The organism is Peptoniphilus sp. GNH (assembly GCA_021307325.1).
GTDB lineage: Bacteria > Bacillota > Clostridia > Tissierellales > Peptoniphilaceae > KA00134.
This window is the reverse complement of sequence record CP089931.1, coordinates 1,408,027-1,426,746: the sequence shown is the minus strand read 5'-3', so window position 1 is coordinate 1,426,746 and position 18,720 is coordinate 1,408,027. Positions and strand designations below refer to the sequence as shown.

The following is an 18,720-nucleotide window of genomic DNA, read 5'->3' as shown; positions in this document are numbered from 1 at the left end:
GTCAGTGGTTTTTTTAAGAAAAAAATCGGCTCGCATAGCATAATAATCATGCTTGAACCGATTTTTACTTTGTATACGGATTTTAATTTTTAAATTACAAGTCCCCCATTTGGGCTTATTATTTGTCCTTGTATATAATCGCACTTGCCTGAAATCATAAAAATTGCAAGATTTGCAATTTCATCTGGTCTTGCCAGTCTTCCGGCTGGGATTTCCTCGCACAAGTCCTTTAAAACTTCTGCTCCTAAATCTTCACACATCTGAGTCATGGTTGCCCCAGGTGCGATTGCATTTACTATTATCCCCGAGTATCCAACTTCCTTTGCCAAGGCCTTTGTAAGAGAATTTACTGCTCCTTTAGATGCCGAATAGGCGACTTCCATAGATGCTCCTACCAGCCCCCACATGGAGGATATATTTAAAATATAGCCCTCTTTTTTAGAAATCATGGCAGGAAGGACTGCCTTTATAGTGTTAAAGACCCCCGTCACATTCACATCCATGATTCTTTTAAAGCTTTCCAGCTCCATATCCTGAAACAAGGTCTTGTCGGCTATACCTGCATTGTTTATAAGCACATCGACTGGCCCCCAAGTATTTAAAATCTCATCGTAAACACGATCAACCTCTTCACAAAAGGCCACATCGCACTTTAACACCATGGCCCTGCGGCCATTTTTTTCAATTTGACTTTTCACTTCGAGTGCCGCTTCTTTATTTTCATTATAAGTTATGGCTATGTCATAGGCTTGTGCTTGCTCGCTTAGTTTTAAGGCGATAGCCCTTCCTATTCCCCTTGAGCCTCCTGTAATTAAAACTGTTTTTCTCATAATTTACCTCTATCTCATTATATGAAATTTTAAAAGACTTTAAAAGTCATCTGGTCTTTTTAAATTGAACTTGCTTTTTTTAGCCACATTGTATATAATCAAAGAAATTTATAAAAAGACTTTGAAGAGATGAGTAGCTTTGTCAGGCTTTTACAGAGAATCCCTTGTAGCTGAGATGGGATAAGAACCAACATCGTGAATAAAGACTCCAAGTCGCAGGTGGAAGGCTTTTGCTAGATGACCTGACGTAAACCCACGTTATAGGGTCGGGCTATTATTGTAGCCTCTAAGGCAAGGGATGCAAGTCTCTTGTAAATTTGGGTGGTACCACGAGATTTTCGTCCCTTTTGGATGAAGATCTCTTTTTTATTATTTTTTTGGAGGAAAGATATGAAAAAAACATTAAAAAATCTATTAGTTCTTGTCAGTTTATTGTCCGCCTTTAGTCTGGTCGGATGTGGCAAATCGAAAAGCGAAAATGTCCTAAGAGTCGGCATGGAATGTGGCTATGCCCCCTACAATTGGACTCAATCAGATGATTCAAATGGCGCTGTGCCAATCGAGGGCAGCAAAGAGTTTGCAAATGGCTACGATATAATGTTTGCAAAAAAAGTAGCTGAAGGACTTGGAAAGGAACTCTCGATTGTCAAGATAGACTGGGATGGACTAGCTCCAGCTGTCCAATCTGGAACAATTGATCTTGTCATGGCTGGCATGAGTCCGACCAAAGAAAGACAGGAAGTCATAGACTTCACATCTGCCTACTGGAAAAGTGACCTCATTATGGTAGTAAAAAAAGACTCTGCCTATGCAAATGCCACTTCCCTTTCAGATTTTAAAGGAGCTAAGGTGACTGGTCAATTAAACACAGTTCATTATAGCGTGATAGACCAAATACCCGGCGCTCAAAAAGTAGAAGCTATGCAAGACTTCAACTCTGAAAGAGTAGCTCTAAAATCTGGCATAATAGATGCCTATGTTGCAGAGCTGCCAGAAGGTCTATCTGTTGAAAAAGCTATACCCGAATTTACCTATATAAAATTCGAAGACGGCAAGGGATTTGTAGCTTCTGATGAAGATCTTGCTGTTGCAGCTGGTCTTTCTAAAGGATCCAAGCTAAAAGAAGACTTAAATAAAATAATAGACTCTGTAAGTGATGAAAAAAGACAAGAGATGATGAAGACAGCTCTTGAAACACAACCTATAAGCGAGGAATGAAATGCTAGAAAAAATGTTGGAAATATGGCAAAATAATTACCCTTTATTTATAAATGGTACCATTTTGACCCTGCAAATTTCTCTTATAGGAACTATCCTCGGTCTCTTGATAGGCTTGGGAATAGGCATAATAAGAACCCTTCCTAAAAAATCGGGTATGAGTGGACTTGTGCAAAAGCTAATAAACGCCATCCTCTCCTTCTACATCTTATTTTTTAGAGGCACTCCCATGATGGTTCAATCCATGGTAATTTATTTTGGAATTCCTCTATTTTTTGATGTGAGACTCCCCTTGGTGCCTGCGGCTTTCTTTATTGTTTCAATAAATACAGGTGCCTATATGTCTGAAGTTGTAAGAGGGGGCATCCTCTCGATAGATAAGGGCCAATTCGAAGCTGCTTACGCATCTGGCATGACCCATTTTCAAACAATGCTTTATGTCATCCTACCCCAAACTCTTAGAAACATCTTGCCCGCAACGGGAAATGAGTTTGTAATAAATGTAAAGGATACATCTGTTTTAAATGTCATAGGTGTCTCAGAGCTATTTTTTCAGAGTAGATCGATAGCCGGAGCGAACTTCAACTATTTTGGCACATTTTTTGTCACTTGTATAATCTATCTAATCTTAACTACCATAATCACAAATGTCCTTCGCTTTGCGGAAAAAAAGATGGATGGTCCAAAAGATTTCGAGCTCAAGTCTGGCAATCAAATGCAGGTTTAGGAGGCATTTATGGAAATACTAAAAATAGAAAATTTAGAAAAGTCCTTTGGCAGCAACAAGGTGCTTATAGATATAAATTTTACAGTAGACAAGGGTCAGGTCATATCTATTATAGGCTCATCCGGCTCGGGCAAATCTACCCTTCTTCGTTGCATAAATCAACTTGAAAAGCCAACTGGTGGCAAGATATTTTTTGAAGGAAAAAATCTTCTCGATTCTTCAACAGACCTAAGACTTCTTAGAACAAAAATGGCAATGGTTTTTCAAAACTTTAATCTCTACAACAATCTAAATGTCATAGACAACCTCACCCTAGGACCAATAAAGGTTTTAAAAAAATCCAAAATCGACGCTAAAAACATGGCTTTAAAGTATTTGGGACAAGTTGGCATGGCATCCTATGTAGATGCCAAACCATCTCAACTCTCTGGCGGGCAAAAGCAAAGGGTCGCCATAGCAAGATCTCTTTGCATGGAGCCAGAAATAATGCTTTTTGATGAACCCACATCTGCCCTAGACCCAGAGATGGTCGCAGATGTTTTGGAAGTCATGAAAGAATTGGCAAAAGAAGGTATGACAATGCTTGTAGTGACTCACGAAATGGATTTTGCCAGAGATGTTTCCAACAGAGTCTTGTTTATGGAAAAGGGCATCATCTTGGAGGATTCAAGTCCAGAAGAAATATTTTCAAATCCCAAGCAAGAAAGAACTAAGCAATTCCTGCAAAGATTCAAGCTTGTTTGAGAAAACAAAAAACACTCGAGAAAATTTCTCGAGTGTTTTTTAATTTTACATTACTATGGCTATTTCTAAGATTTCAATCATTTATTTTTGCTGAAATTGTAGATTATTTGTGCCAATTCGGCTCTTTTGAAGTTGCCCTTTGGATTGAATGTATTGTCATTGTTTCCATTTATGATGCCAAGATTTACAAGATCTTTTACTGCATCTTTTGCCCAATTTGGAATTGCATCGGCATCTTTAAAGTCTATATTCATGTTTTTTGTAGACTTATCTAGTTTTAGGACTTTTGCCATTCTGTGGATAATTGTTGCCATTTCAGCCCTACTTATTGTGGCATCTGGAGCAAATTTTCCATTTCCTCTTCCCAAGATAATTTTGTTTTCTTTTGCCCACGAAATAAATGGAGAATAATACTTGTCTGAACTTACGTCTTCGAATCCTGCTTTGTTAGTTTTATTATTTATTCCTGCATATCTTGCAAGAACTGTTATAAACTCTGCTCTCGTTGCTGCCTTTTCTGGATTGAAGTTTGACTTATCTACTATGTCTTTAAAGTATCCTTTTTCTAGGCACAAGTCTATGGCTTCTTTTGCCCAGTGATTTTCATAGTCCTTTTGTGGTTCTTCTTTCTTTTCTATTTCTTTTTTATTTTCGCTTTGTGAGCTTGATGAGCTTGATGAGCTTGAAATAATTCCAAAATAAACAGGAATGTTATCGTGTTTTTCTTCACCAGGCTTTACTTCTCCAGGGTTGATATCCTCATTAGGCACTTCCGGTTTTTTATATTTAGAAAGGGCGTTTTGAATAGCTTTGTGGATTATGCGTGAGCTTACTGTCGCTCCAGAAATGGAGTCTATGCCAAGTTTTTTGCCCAATTGATGGCCTAATACTTCTTCCACGCTCTTGCCTATATAAGATCTCATAATTGGTAGGGCTTGTTTAAAATATCCACCATTGTGCTCTTCATCTTCACTTGGATCATCATGCACAGTTTTATTATCTATTACATGAATTATTTTACCTTCTTTTACCCAAACCTTTACCTTTATAGTGTAGGGTTCTATATAATGAGTCCTTTTGACCTCCGCTTCTCCTTCAAGCTCTATGGCTCCCTCTAGAGGGTTTTCAACTCCGCTTAGATTCTTTAATGCCAAGTCTAGGTCGCTTATTAGTTGCTCAACTGCTTGATCGGAAATATTTATAACCATCAGTTTTTCTTTTGCTCTATTGTAGGATATTTCGACTTGTTGCCATTTTTCTTTGTCAAATTTTTGTGCCTTAGAGTCTAAAAGTTCCTTTTCGAACATCAAGGTATTTATTTCTGATCTCTTGTTTGCAAATTTCATTTCCTTAGTCGCACCAGCCACACTTGCTTTTGATGCTTTAGAATCTTCACTTATGCTTTTTGCTTCCTTTAACGCATTTTCAAAATATCCCTTAAATTCTTTTGTCAGCTTATTCTTGTCTACTTTTTCTGCCAAATCAATTTGATTTTTAAGCTCAGCCTTGTCAGCTTCTGTTGCTAAAACTTTAGGATTTACTATAAATGTCTTTCCTTCGTCATCATGAATGTTATTGTTGTCAATATTTATGACAACAGCCTTTGGATTTGCTTCGCTTGGATTGTTAGCAAATGCTTGGAAGCCTAAAACTTTAAGCGTAGAAGGCATATTAAGCTCTGTAAATTTGTTGTTTCCAAAAGCTTGATTTCCAATTACTTCAAGTCCTTCAGGCAATTTAATATCTTTCAAATTATTATCTGCAAATCCAAGATATTTTATTTCCTTTAATTTAGATCCTTCTTTAAATTTAACTTCATTCAAATTACTTTTTCTAAACGCTGCATCCATTATAGTATTTACACTTGCTGGAAGTTCTATGGAGCCTAGGTCAGTTTCATAGAAGCAGGCCTGATCAATGTATTCTAGCTTATCGTTAAATTCCACTTTCAAGTCAAAATTGCTCATGAAAACGCCCATTCCCAATGTCTTTAAATCTCTCGGGAGTTTCACCTTGCTTATTTCATTGAATTGCAAAGCATAGTCCTCAATTTTGACAACAGTATCTGGAATTTCAACAGATTTTATATCAAACCCTTGGTTTAGATTTCTAAAGGCATCTATGCCTATTACTTTTAAGTCTTGTCCATCAGGTGTTTTGGCAGGTATAACTAGATTTTTATTCTTTCTAATTTTTAATAGACCTTGATCCGAAAAGCCTTCAAGCTTGTCTTTCTTGTAGGTAAAGTCTTCTTGAGTCCATTTAGTGTAATCAAGAGATGGTCCTTGTCCCGGATTTTTAGGATCTATTATATAATTTTCTTTATTTTTTAAATTGTTAGGATTCTTGCCAGATTTTGTCCTTATAACTAATTTTCCTTTGTAGGCATCAGAACCTGTATTCGTTTCAAAGGCTTGCTTGCCTATTGTTTTTAAGCTATCAGGTACTATAATTTCTTCAAGATTATTTTCAGCAAAAGCTAAATCTGATATAGCTTCTATATCGCCCTTAAATTCAACCTTGTTGAGTTTATTGCCCCTCATAAGGACTGCTGGTATCTCAGTTATCCCCTTAGGCACAATCAAGCTTGTAATTTCATTTCTAAAAAATACAGATTCACCAAGACCCAATAAACTATCAGGTAGCTTTACCTCTCCGCTTATATTATTAAAAGCAAAGGCCATTTGACCGATATATTTGTAGCCTTCAGGTATTGACAGATCACCAGTGATTCCCTTTTTGCCATATGCACCCATGAAAGCTAAATCAGTTATAGCTTCAACTTTTTTGCCCTTGGTATCCTCACTTGGAAGCACAAGTTTTTTTAGAGTCTTGGATTTTTTTAATCCCGCTTCAGAAAATCCCGCAACTGCATTCAAGTTTACTGTGGTCTCTACATTGTTTTCTTCATATTTAATGGGCATTTCTTTATATTTGAAATCTTCGGCTGTCCATTCTGATTCGTGCTTATCCGGTTTTGAAGGTTCAGAGCTTGTATTCCTTACAATAACTTCCCAGAAATTACCACTATCTCCAATTGTTTCTTTGATTTTATCAGAGGAAACATAGCATTTTACTGTTATTTGTTCATAATTTAAAAACGCATTTCCCTCTATATAAAGCATAGAGTCTGGTAATTCGATTTCTGTTAAGCCAGAACTTGAAAATGCTTGTTCTCCTATAGTTTCATAGCCATTTGGTATTACAATTTTCTTTATTTGAGGATCTATATCACTAAAAGCATAATCAGCTACTCCTGTGACTTTCTTTCCCTTAGTGTCTACTTCCGGCAATTTTAAAGTAACATCTTCTCCCAGCTTCTTGTATTTCTTTAAGCCTTCTTTTGAAAAATCTGAAACCTTATCTTTTTCATAAGAAAAATCACTTGCTACAAACTCAACTGTTTGCTTCTCAGCTTGTTTAGGATCTACTATATAGTTGTTTCCTGCTTTTATATTGTTTGGATTATTCTTTTGAGGTGTCCAAAGGATTACCTTATTTTCGCCTTTTTTAAGTGGATTTTCCTTGCCAATGTTTCCATCGAAAGCATCTCTTTCTATACAGCCCTTCTTTAAGCTTAAAGGTATATTTACTTCCTTTATTTTGTTGTTTTTAAATGCCTCTGCCCAAATACGATCCGTTTTGTTTCCTAGCGTAAGGCTTGCTATTTGGTTGTCCATAAAAGAGCTTGGTCCTATGGATGTACAAGAATTAGGAAGTACAAGACTTGTCAGTTTATTTCCCTTAAAAGCTGATTTGGATGGATATTTGAATGTTTCTGGCAATGTTAAATTTGTCAGTTCATTATTTTCAAAGGCACTGTCTTGAACATAAAGAAGTCCATCGTGTAATTTAAGATTTTTTATGCCACAATTTTTAAAGGCCCTGCTTTGGATATGGGTGTAATTTCCAGGTATTTCTACACTTTCAATATTTTTGTCCTTGAAGGCATCTTCTTCTACCCATACCGGCTTATATCCATTTGGATCTTTCTCAGGTAAAACAAGGTTTTTGTTGTTTTCAAGTTTTTTTATCCCTTTTTCGGATAGACCTTTCAAACAATAATATGCTTGAGCATCCTCATTGTCTGGGTCTGGATCATAAGTGTAGTAGATGAAATCCTCTGCACACCATTTATCAAGTGAATATTTGTCCTTTAATTTTATCTCAATAGTCACATCTGCCGACGGCATAATAAAGCTGTTATCTTTGATAGGCAAGTTGAAATATTGTCCTTTTTTTACACTTACTTTCAATATTTCTTTTGTATCATCAGTAATCTTATAGGACAGGCTTACTTTTTCTCCTTCTTTTGCTTCATTAGCTGGGCTTGTAGATAGTGTGACTCCTTTGTCTAAATTGAAATTTATTTTGTATTTATCTACATTTTTCTTTGCATCTCTCAAATAGATAAATTTGACTAGTCCACCGCCCTCTTGGTCGTCAAAAGCCATGCTGTCTATGCTAACTTTGCCCTTTGTGTTATCTATTTCAACATTTTTAAGTTTATTATAAGCAAAAGAATGTAACCCTACTTTCTCTACTGAGTTTGGAATCCTAAGACTTTCTAACTTATTGAAGCAGAAAGAATTTTGTTCAATTACTTTAAGACTATCTGGAAAATCAATTTTAGATATTGAGTTTCCAGCAAAGGCGCCATCTTCTATCTTTTCTAGATATGATGGCAAAATAACTTCTTCAAAGGAAATTGAAGCATCATCTGTTGACCTATTGAAAAACGCTGACTTGCCGATGATTTTTACCTTTTTGCCATCTATGACTGATGGAATATTTAAAACGTGGCTAGTCTTTCTCTTTTCTTGGCCTTGGCTGCTAAGTCCAGTTATCACAAGACCTTCCTCTTCCCTAGCTCTTTCTCTTACAGTAAAATCTTCTTCTGTATATTTAGCAGATTTATCAGATGCCTTAGCTGTTATAGTGAAATCTTCTTTTTTACAATTTTGAAATTCTATCTTGTCTACTTGTGAAATATGTAAATTTGTGCTTTTGTCAAAGGCATCTTTAAAAATTTTTGTTACTGAATCTGGCACTACCACATCAGAAATATTGTTTTCTGCAAAAGAAGATGCGGCAATCTCTACAAGAGAGTCTGGCAAAGTCAAGCTCTTGATTTCATTCTTTTTAAATGCAGCAAATCCTATTTCTTTAATAGTGTTAGGTAAATTAAGCTCTTCTATATTGTTTCCATAAAAAGCTTGACCGCCTATTTCTGTTATTTGATCAGAAAAACCAACAGACTTTATTCCCAGATTTGTAAATCCGGATTGTTTAATCCCGCAAATAGGATTGCCATGGCTCGTCTTTAGGCTAGGAAAATACAAAACTCCATTGTTTGCCTTTAATTTAGCCTTGCCCTTTGCAGTTAGTTTTGAAAAGGATACTCCCTCAAAAAAGAAATCCTCCTCACTCCACTCTTTCGCATCAGCGCTTTCTCTTCTCGAGTCTACTTTTGTAGAAATTTCTTCTGCATTTATCATCCGTCCTGGAAAACAAGAAAATAAAATTACAAAAGCCAAAAGTAAACTAAGCGACTTTCTTACTTTCTTCATAAAATCCTCCTACTCTTTATTGATAACAGTTATCTTAAACTTCATGATACCATAGTCTTTGCCTTTGTCAATGAATTAATCGAATACAATTTAAAAAATATTAAAATTTTTGCAAATCAAATAATATTTGTATTAATTATCCTAAATTTAATCATTTTATAAAAAAAATACTTGAAATATATTTAACATTTGAGCCTGTGAATCGGTCTTTTTTGCTTGAAAAATACACTATTTCTTCAGCTATATCATTTGCTTTAGAAGGTCCATTTCTTGAACTTTTTAAAGCCCAGTAATATAATGAGGATGGATAAGGATGAGAAATCACAAATGGAGGAAAAAATGAAAACAGACAAAAGACAAGTCTTCAGGTATAATTTGAGGTCATTAAAAGACCAGGAAAAATACTATTCTATTTTTATAGAAAACTCTTATTTCGCTCCATTGTTCTACAAGGATGCAAAAAATGTTCAAGACCTTAAAAAAATACTCTTATTTGAAAATCCTAAGGACAAGAGGCAAATAAACGCATATTTTAATTCCCTTTCAAGGATTAATAAGGGTGATTTGATTTGGATTTGTGCAGGAGACAAGTATGCTCTTGGAGAAGTGAAATCAGATCCCTATCTATCACAAAAAGATTATGAAAAAACATCTTGCTATCTCCTTGTAGACGCCGATTTTAGAGAAATAAAAGATATGGATGAAATAACAGTGAAGTCATCTTTTAATGGCGGCACCGCCATATCAAAGATAAATAAAGACGAGGCACTTCTTTATTCGATTTCACTTTTGGCAAAAAAAGATTCTTTGAATAAAGAAGCATTAGATTCTAAAAAAGATGAGCTAGAAAACATTGAGACTTCCAAAAGGTCAGATGAACTTATGCTTTCTTCATATCAAGACTTGTATTCTGACTTCTTCAACTTCTATATAGAGCAAATTAAACTATTAGAAGTGATACAAAGACGAGTGCTTGAAAATTTGCTTGCGCAAAACTTAATGTTGAGCCAGCACTTCTTGGGACTTTGATTTATAGATTTAATTTTAAAGTTATTATGTAAACTTATTTATAATAAAAAAGGATCGACTTTTTGGTCGGTCCTTTTTATTTGCTCACCTCTTTTGAAGCTAATATCAGTTTATTTATTTTTGCTGAAATTGTAGATTATTTGTGCCAATTCAGCTCTTTTGAAGTTGCCCTTTGGATTGAATGTATTGTCATTGTTTCCATTTATGATGCCAAGATTTACAAGATCTTTTACCTGATCTATTGCCCAATCCGGAATTGCATCGGCATCTTTAAAGTCTATATTCATGTTTTTTGTAGACTTATCTAGTTTTAGGACTTTTGCCATTCTGTGGATAATTGTTGCCATTTCAGCCCTACTTATTGTGGCATCCGGAGCAAATTTTCCATTTCCTCTTCCTAAGATAATTTTGTTTTCTTTTGCCCACGAAATAAATGGAGAATAATACTTGTCTGAACTTACGTCTTCGAATCCTGCTTTGTTAGTTTTATTATTTATTCCTGCATATCTTGCAAGAACTGTTATAAACTCTGCTCTCGTTGCTGCCTTTTCCGGATTGAAGTTTGACTTATCTGCTATGTCTTTAAAGTATCCTTTTTCTAGACACAAGTCTATGGCTTCTTTTGCCCAGTGATTTTCATAGTCCTTTTGTTCTTCTTTCTTTTCTATTTCTTTTTTATTTTCGCTTTGTGAGCTTGATGAGCTTGAAATCATTCCAAAATAAATTGGAACAGTCTTTTCTTCTCTTTTACTTAAATACTCTGGTACTTCTGGCTTCAACGAATGATTTGTATTTGGGTTTATAGGCTTCGCATCTTTTTCTTTCCATGCTGCCAAAATTTCCATATCCCTTGATGGATATATTATATCTCCAGGTTGATATTCCTTTCCTTCAATTGTCCAACCAGCAAAAACTTTTCCTATTTCAGGTTCAAAATCAAGTTCTGGCAATTTGTATGCTGCCAAATCTTCGATTTCCTCTACTTTTTCCTGCCTATTTATATTGTTGGATTTAAAATAAAGCTTATGACCATTGGCCTTTTGCGGATTTATTTCTTTTCCTATGGCTCTAATCATATACATGCCTAGGGTAGATGATGGATTCCATGCCCCCTTATAAAGAACATAGGAGTTATCAAAAGGCTTATTACTATCAAGTCCTAATCCAAAGTATCCTTCATCTTTTTTATATGCTAAATAAAAGTCCCCTCTTACCTGAATTTTTGGTATCTTTATCTTGTTCCATCCGTCTTTTTCGCACTCTTTTTCTGTTGAATATAATATCTTTCCAGGCAATCCATCATCATTATTGCCCTCAAAGATATATACCTTATATTTTTGCCCTTTTATGTTATCTTGTTCCTTTGTTCTGGTAAGATATATCTCCAACTCATCAAGTTCTAATGTTTTTTCATTTTTAATTCCAAAAGCAAAAAGTCTATTAGCATCATCTTCGCATGTCAGGTTATCTGCAAGCTCCCCTTCATAGCCCCAAGATTTGTTTTGAAGATACTCGACCTTTTTAGTTCTTACTTGAATTTTTTGATCCGACTTCAAATCAATTTCCAACTCTCGTGTTTGTATGCCATCACCACTTACAAGCAACTTATATTTACCAATATTCAAATTAGAAAATTCAATTTTTGAGCCCTCTTTCGAATAAAGCTCTTTTATATCATCTTTCTTATAAATTTGAACTCTCGCAAATGTGGGTGAATCAAAATCATCTAGTATTTCAATTTCTAACTTATTGCCTAAATCTTTTTTTAAGTAAATATCTTCCAGGTGATTTTTTGCTCCAGCTTCAATTATTACATCTTTTTCTTGTGGCAAAAACCCCTCTTTTTCTACTAATAGCTTATAGTGCCCAGCCGGGTGCTTAATAAAATATCTGCCACTTCCCTCTTGTGACTTTACTTCAACACCAGTTTCCATTACTTTAATTTTGGCACTCAAAGGAATTTTTGAACCTTTTTCGTAATTTTCAACTGAATTTATATTTTCACTAGGTTCAACAATTATACTCTCTAAAGCTTGTCCTTCCCTTGCTATACTAATGTTATCTATATACCACCCTGCCGATTTTTTTCTAAGTGCAAGGCTTCCTTCTTCAAGTTTAAACATTATTGAAATTTTTTTGCCAAGATAATCGTTTAAACTTATATCTTCATGTTGCCAACCCTTAGATGATTTCTTAAATTGTTTTATAGGTATATAGGTAAGATCTTCTTCAGATTTTTCATCTCCTACTTCTGCTATTAAAATTTCCGCCGTATCGATATAGAAGTTTGCATACTTATCTCCACCCGTCAGATCATACCAATGGTCAAGCTTCAATCTAACATCTTCTCTTTCATCGCTCAAATCTACAAGTGGCATTATAATAGATGAGTTTCTTTTTATTTTTTGATATGTCCCATCCAAAACAGTTCCCAGAACTTTATTTCCACTTTTGTTTTCTGGACCATAAGTTGGCTCGCCCCATTGCCATAGATTTACATCCTTGTCAAACTTTAACTTATATCTACTTGTTGTAGGATCAGTCATTATAGCACTATCATTTATTTGATCGCATGAGCCATACTTAAAGCCACTAAAGTCGTTTTCAAAATCCTGTTTATATCCTGTTTTCAAGGCGTTTTTTATATAAAGATTTTTTTCATCAGCTCTAGTAATATTGCCATTTACATCTTCCGCTTCTATGAAATATTTTAGCTTTTTAGATTTTATTAAATTATGAGATATCCTTGCTCTGTAAATTCCATTTATATAATTTCCCTTTATAAGCGCCATATCATATATGTGATCATCTAAGTTTAGAGATACTCTCTTTACACCTGAATTGTCCTTGACTTTGGCTTCAAAAAAACTGTCGAAAGTATTTACAATAAAATTGTTGGCAATTCCACTTATCTCAGGCTTTATATCATCACTAGCACTTGTATAAACATTGCCTTCTAAAAAACCCATCTCTTTATCATCAATAGCTGTATCCTTTTTTTGTTTTTCAGCTAGCCTTACAGCATTATAAGCGTTGACTTTGCCATAGCCATATCCGTGATTTGGTGAACTTATAAAATTATCATCCGTTAAAGGCGTTGCCGTTTTATCCAAAATATCCTCAATTTGATTAGCATTTAAATTTGGATTTGCTTGAAGCATAAGAGCCACAACGCCCGTGACATGAGGCGCTGCCATAGATGTGCCAGAGTAAACACTGTATCTTTGTCCAGGTATAGATGACAAAATATTTACTCCAGGTGCACTGATATCAGGCTTCCACTTATCTGTATAGATTGATGGTCCCCTATAGGAAAAATCTATGAGCTCATCATTTAAGTCCAAGGCTCCGACTGTATATGCCTCTGGATAAGACCCTGGTATCCCTACCGATCCGTCACCGCCTTGCTTAGCTTGTCTTGCATTTCCTGCGGCATAAATTGGAATTATTCCTGCATCTCTCCACCTTTTAAGTATTCTTTTATAAAAATTATTATGGTCTTCCTTTCCGCCACCCCATGAATTATTTATTACTTTAGGTGCTAAATCCGGTCTTTTAATCCCATCTGATCCATACGGTGCCATAATCCATTCGCATGCCCTTATTATATAGTCGGTTGTGGTTTCTCCTCTTTCATTAAATATTTTTACCGCTATCCATTTTGCATCAGGAGCAACTCCCATGTAAGAATCTGTTTTTGTGTTTTTTCCAAGGATAGTTCCGCAAACATGGGTGCCATGACTTCCTGCATCATCTGGGAAAGTCTGATCTCCAAATTTATTTTTAGTGGCATCATACCAAGAGTATGCCCTCAATGTGGGATTGTTTCCCCTATAATTATCCCTTATAGCTGGATGATTATAATCAACACCCGAATCAATTATAGCAACAACTGCTCCCTCCTTTTCTTTGACGTAATCTTGGGCTTCTATTGCATTTATAGCTTTTAAATTCCATGGTATATGTTTTTGAACACTTCTGGTAGAAAATGCCCTTAGCTCTTGTTTCTTTACCGGCTCTTCCTTTTTCTCTTTTATAGTTTTATTTTCAATAATTTCGTAGACTTCATCAAATTTTGCAACTTTTTCTATAAATTCTTTTTTTGCAACCAAATGAATGGAATTTATAATATAGTATGATTTGAAATTTTTTACTTCTCCTAGTCTTTTACCGTCTTCTATCGTTTCTAGAACATCTTCTTGGCTAGATTTTGCGTTTTGCTCAAGATTTTTTACTATCTCTTTTCTGATAATTTTAGTTTTTGTTTCATCATCACAGACGAGTTTGTTTTCTTCTTTTGTTTTTATTGCACTCGTGTCCGTCTGATCTTTTAAATTTATAATTACATCAAGATATTCACCAGTTTTGGCTTTTCTAACGTAATCCGGAAGCTTATTTATAATCGGCTCTTTTTTCAATTCTCCAGCATATGAAAAATTTGAAATAAAGAGTATGAGAGACATTACACATACAAATATTCTTTTGATTTTTTTCATTTGAACTCCTAGTTAAGTTTCTTCCATATCGCATAGACGGTCTTATTTTCCCTAATGTTTTTTAAAACATTTTCATTTACACTTCCAACATTGCTATCAGACCACCCCAAAAACTTATGGCCGTCTCTTTTAGGAATTGGAGGATTCACAGCATCTTCTCCATATTTAACTTTTATTAACTTCATCCTTATTACATCGTCATCTTCATTTTCGCTTTCATAATAGCCTCCGTTTGCATTAAATATTACATTTTTGAAGACTTCTTTTTGGGGATTCTTTATTTCTTCCCATACTGCGTATACGGTCTTGCTTGTTTGTATGTTTTTTAAGATGTCCTTGTCTACTTTGCTTCCTACCATTGAAGAACTCCAACCCATGAATTTGTATCCTTCTTTTTTCGGTGCTTCTATGTTATCCATGTTTGAGCCTTTGTTTACTCTTATTATCTTGTTGCCTATTGTGCCATTAAATCTTCCACCATTTGGGTTTAGGGTTATCATGAGTTGAACTGGGGCTTCTTTTATTTCTTCCCATACTGCGTATACGGTCTTGCTTGTTTGTATGTTTTTTAAGATGTCATTGTCTACTTTGTTTCCTACCATTGAAGAACTCCAACCCTTGAATTTGTATCCTTCTTTTTTCGGTGCTTCTATGTTATCCATGTTTGAGCCTTTGTTTACTCTTATTATCTTGTTGCCTATTGTGTCACTAAATCTTCCGCCATTTGGGTTTAGGGTTATCATGAGTTGAACTGGGGCTTCTTTTATTTCTTCCCATACTGCGTATACGGTCTTGCTTGTTTGTATGTTTTTTAAGATGTCCTTGTCTACTTTGTTTCCTACCATTGAAGAACTCCAACCCTTGAATTTGTATCCTTCTTTTTTCGGTGCTTCTATGTTATCCATGTTTGAGCCTTTGTTTACTCTTATTATCTTGTTGCCTATTGTGTCACTAAATCTTCCGCCATTTGGGTTTAGGGTTATCATGAGTTGAACTGGGGCTTCTTTTATTTCTTCCCATACTGCGTATACGGTCTTGCTTGTTTGTATGTTTTTTAAGATGTCCTTGTCTACTTTGTTTCCTACCATTGAAGAACTCCAACCCTTGAATTTGTATCCTTCTTTTTTCGGTGCTTCTATGTTATCCATGTTTGAGCCTTTGTTTACTCTTATTATCTTGTTGCCTATTGTGTCACTAAATCTTCCGCCATTTGGGTTTAGGGTTATCATGAGTTGAACTGGGGCTTCTTTTATTTCTTCCCATACTGCGTATACGGTCTTGCTTGTTTGTATGTTTTTTAAGATGTCATTGTCTACTTGTCCGTCTTTTTTCAAAGACCACCCAATTAATTTAAATCCAGCCCTTGTAGGCTTATTTGAATTATGCGCATTTTGTCCTTTGACAACATCCTCTTCGTAAATTTCACTTTCTTTAAACTTTCCGCCATTTGCATTATATATAACCTTAACCATATCTGGTTTTTTTAGCTCCATCCAAACAGCATAAACAGTCTTGTCGGATTGTATGTTGTTTATTAAATCAAGCTCAACATTTCCGTCTGCTTTTGACGACCATCCTAAAAATACATATCCTTCTCGCTTTGGCTCAGGATATGTAAAGAAAAGACTTCTACCTTGGACAGTTTTAATATCTTTTTCTTTCGAATTATCATCAAACTTTCCTTTACTTGCATCGAATTTCACACAATATTCATTCTTTAATTTGTCATCAGCAGATTTTTCTTTTATGGCTATTTTTAAATATGTCTTATTGTCTTCATTATCATCAAGACAAATTTCAATAAACTTTCCTATATTTTTATTTAATTTTAGTTCACTTACAGCTATCCCTTTAATTCTCTCATTAACAGGATTTTTAAAAGTTCCACTATCATGTTCAAGTTCTATTGAGCCAAGCTTTGCAATTATGTCTTCAGCTTTATCTTTAAATAAAATTTGAATGTCTTCATTTCTATCAGCATAAACAAAAGGAATATCGCCATCGTAGCCATCTTGATTTAGAATTATACACTCCATATCCCATATTGCATAAATTCTTTTGCTAGCCTTTATATTATCAAGTAAAGAATTATCTATATCTCCATTCGGTCTTTCAGACCAACCTTTAAAAACGTAGCCCGTTCTAGTTGGAACAGGAGGGTTGCAAGATTTTCCTTCTTTAACATTTATTTTTGTCTTACTTGTCTTTTCAAATTGTCCTCCATTAGCGTCAAAAGATATCTCATAACTTTTTTCCTGTATATCTTCTTTTATCTTATCCCATACCGCAAATACGGTCTTGTTTTCCTGAATATTTTTTAGAATATTACCATCAACTGCACCATCTGCAACCAAGGACCAACCCATGAATTTAAACCCTTCTTTGATAGGCTTCTCAGTTTGATTTAAATCTTGTCCCATTTCAAGTTTAACAGTTTTATTAAGCTCACCATTTTCAAACTTTCCACCATTTGCATCAAGTACTACCGTCAATTCATGTCTAGTTTCTTTGCCAATATTAGGTGTTTCCACTTTTTCATTATGTAATTTATAAAAATTCCATGAGCGACTATAGTCGGATGATGAGGAAACACTTGAATAAGAATGATCTTTGTTTTCATTTTTTGTAGCATTCTTCTCATTCTTCTCATTCTTATACTCTCTTGCATTTTCAAGACATATAAAAGCATTTCTTCTTAAAGCTAATTCATTTCCTTTTTCAATTTCTGTTTCCTCTAAAAATCCAGCTTCCTTGGCAAACTTAACAATACTTTTAGACCAATTCCCTTCACTTAAAAACTTTTGATTAAAATCTTTGTGATAAGCCTTCAATAAAAGATTCAAAACTTCAGCATTTCTAATTTTTTCATCTGGTTTAAAAGTCCCATCCGGATACCCATTTATCAAAAAATTTCCATTTTTCAATCTAACTTTCTTTGAAAAAGCAATTATATTTCTAGCCCAATGATTTTCGGGTACGTCTTTAAAAGATTCCAAATCGGTATAACTTTTAATATCATTTTCATACCCTAGACTATAAGCTATTATTTTCAAAGTCTCTGCTCTTGTGATATATCCATCCAGATCTAAGTCTCCATTTTCTCTTCCCTCTATTATTTTGTCAGTCTTTAATCTTTCAATTTTATCCATGCTCATTGCATTAGAGTTTGAGCACAGAATCATTATAAATGACATAAAAAATAAAATGTATTTCCTTCTCATTTATCTTTTATCCTCCCTACATTAGAATTTATTGTCGACAAATTAGACATATTAAAATATATTTAATAATTTGTCAAAAAAAGTAACGTTACAGAACAAGTATAATTGATTGTTTTTATCATTTCAATGAAATAATTTATTTTTTTATTTATTTCGATAGAATAATTTATTTTTTTATTCGCTGATCTATGATTTTATGCTCTTATAATTTTATATATTTTTTTATTCAATCTTCTAGAACAATTAAGTTAATAGTAGCTAATCATAATTTTATTAAATACTCATAAAATGACATTTCACATATTAACTAATCGATCTAAGCGCCTTCTTATATATTGCTTACCTTATAATTCTTTAATTTGAATTAAAAAACTGACCTCCTTTAGTTGGTTTTAAGTCCAACTTTTGGTGGCCAGTTCAAATCTCCAAAGCTTTTTCTTTAGTCTATGCTATTACATTTTTTAATTTTATCACACAATATAAAAATTCATATTTTTTAAAGATTAATATTTTTATTTTTCAAAATATTTTAATTAAAATTTTTACAATGCACATTTTTTAATTTATTCTATAAACAAAAAATTTTGCATTTGTACTAGTAATTTCTTTATTTTTAGTTAGTCTATAATTTGTGAATACTTTATATATTTAAAATTCCGACTTAATTTTAAATATATAAAAAAATAAAGAGCCGATGTTTTACATACAGCTCTTTATCTTTAAATTCTTTTATAAGAATCAAACCGGCGATTTCCTACTCTCCCAGGCCGTCACCAGCCAAGTACCATCGGCATCTCAAGGCTTAACTTCTGTGTTCGGTATGAGTACAGGTGGTTCCCTTGCATTATTGTCACCGGATTCTTGTTACTACAAAACTACTCACTT

At 34.2% G+C, this 18,720-nt stretch carries 8 protein-coding genes, 1 rRNA gene and 1 other annotated feature; of the genes, 4 read left to right on the top strand and 5 right to left on the bottom strand.

Annotation, left to right across the window (positions count from 1 at the left end; translation table 11 throughout):
* Positions 1 to 89: 89 nt before the first annotated feature.
* The gene (fabG, locus tag LV469_06960) at positions 90 to 830 is read right to left on the bottom strand and encodes a 3-oxoacyl-ACP reductase FabG (protein UHR02378.1); all 741 of its coding nucleotides are present in this window, start codon (positions 828 to 830) and stop codon (positions 90 to 92) included.
* Between the two features lie 112 nt (positions 831 to 942).
* Positions 943 to 1,179: a binding site (T-box leader), on the top strand.
* Positions 1,180 to 1,220: 41 nt separating this feature from the next.
* Between fabG and LV469_06955 the strand changes: the two genes are divergently transcribed.
* Genes LV469_06955 through LV469_06945 form a run of 3 tightly spaced genes read left to right on the top strand, consistent with a single transcriptional unit; the run spans position 1,221 to position 3,519 of the window.
* Positions 1,221 to 2,048 (top strand): transporter substrate-binding domain-containing protein, encoded by an 828-nt coding sequence (locus LV469_06955; GenBank protein UHR02377.1) that lies wholly within the window; start codon positions 1,221 to 1,223, stop codon positions 2,046 to 2,048.
* 1 nt (position 2,049) lies between these two features.
* Positions 2,050 to 2,775, top strand: coding sequence for an amino acid ABC transporter permease (locus tag LV469_06950; protein ID UHR02376.1), 726 nt, complete (start codon positions 2,050 to 2,052; stop codon positions 2,773 to 2,775).
* Positions 2,776 to 2,784: 9 nt separating this feature from the next.
* Positions 2,785 to 3,519: an amino acid ABC transporter ATP-binding protein gene (locus LV469_06945; protein ID UHR02375.1), complete on the top strand. Its 735-nt coding sequence runs from the start codon at positions 2,785 to 2,787 to the stop codon at positions 3,517 to 3,519.
* A 77-nt stretch (positions 3,520 to 3,596) separates the two neighbouring features.
* Here the strand turns inward: LV469_06945 and LV469_06940 are convergent, their stop codons facing one another.
* The gene (locus LV469_06940; GenBank protein UHR02374.1) at positions 3,597 to 9,089 is read right to left on the bottom strand and encodes a leucine-rich repeat protein; all 5,493 of its coding nucleotides are present in this window, start codon (positions 9,087 to 9,089) and stop codon (positions 3,597 to 3,599) included.
* Between the two features lie 339 nt (positions 9,090 to 9,428).
* Here LV469_06940 and LV469_06935 point away from each other — a divergent pair, with 339 nt between their 5' ends.
* Positions 9,429 to 10,118 (top strand): hypothetical protein, encoded by a 690-nt coding sequence (locus LV469_06935; GenBank protein ID UHR02373.1) that lies wholly within the window; start codon positions 9,429 to 9,431, stop codon positions 10,116 to 10,118.
* Positions 10,119 to 10,228: 110 nt separating this feature from the next.
* Here LV469_06935 and LV469_06930 read toward each other — a convergent pair whose 3' ends face one another.
* From LV469_06930 to rrf, 3 genes are all read right to left on the bottom strand, one after another.
* Positions 10,229 to 14,614, bottom strand: coding sequence for a S8 family serine peptidase (locus LV469_06930; protein UHR02372.1), 4,386 nt, complete (start codon positions 14,612 to 14,614; stop codon positions 10,229 to 10,231).
* 8 nt (positions 14,615 to 14,622) lie between these two features.
* Positions 14,623 to 17,835: an InlB B-repeat-containing protein gene (locus tag LV469_06925; GenBank protein UHR02371.1), complete on the bottom strand. Its 3,213-nt coding sequence runs from the start codon at positions 17,833 to 17,835 to the stop codon at positions 14,623 to 14,625.
* Between the two features lie 741 nt (positions 17,836 to 18,576).
* Positions 18,577 to 18,693, bottom strand: a 5S ribosomal RNA gene (rrf, locus tag LV469_06920).
* Between the last annotated feature and the right edge of the window lie 27 nt (positions 18,694 to 18,720).

What these genes read in the sequence shown, in the direction of transcription:
- LV469_06935 (UHR02373.1), top strand. Translation starts at nt 9,429, where the DNA reads ATGAAAACAGACAAAAGACAAGTCTTCAGGTATAATTTGAGGTCATTA.
- LV469_06940 (UHR02374.1), bottom strand. Translation starts at nt 9,089, where the DNA reads ATGAAGAAAGTAAGAAAGTCGCTTAGTTTACTTTTGGCTTTTGTAATT.
- LV469_06955 (UHR02377.1), top strand. Translation starts at nt 1,221, where the DNA reads ATGAAAAAAACATTAAAAAATCTATTAGTTCTTGTCAGTTTATTGTCC.
- fabG (UHR02378.1), bottom strand. Translation starts at nt 830, where the DNA reads ATGAGAAAAACAGTTTTAATTACAGGAGGCTCAAGGGGAATAGGAAGG.
- LV469_06945 (UHR02375.1), top strand. Translation starts at nt 2,785, where the DNA reads ATGGAAATACTAAAAATAGAAAATTTAGAAAAGTCCTTTGGCAGCAAC.
- LV469_06930 (UHR02372.1), bottom strand. Translation starts at nt 14,614, where the DNA reads ATGAAAAAAATCAAAAGAATATTTGTATGTGTAATGTCTCTCATACTC.
- LV469_06950 (UHR02376.1), top strand. Translation starts at nt 2,050, where the DNA reads ATGCTAGAAAAAATGTTGGAAATATGGCAAAATAATTACCCTTTATTT.
- LV469_06925 (UHR02371.1), bottom strand. Translation starts at nt 17,835, where the DNA reads ATGAGAAGGAAATACATTTTATTTTTTATGTCATTTATAATGATTCTG.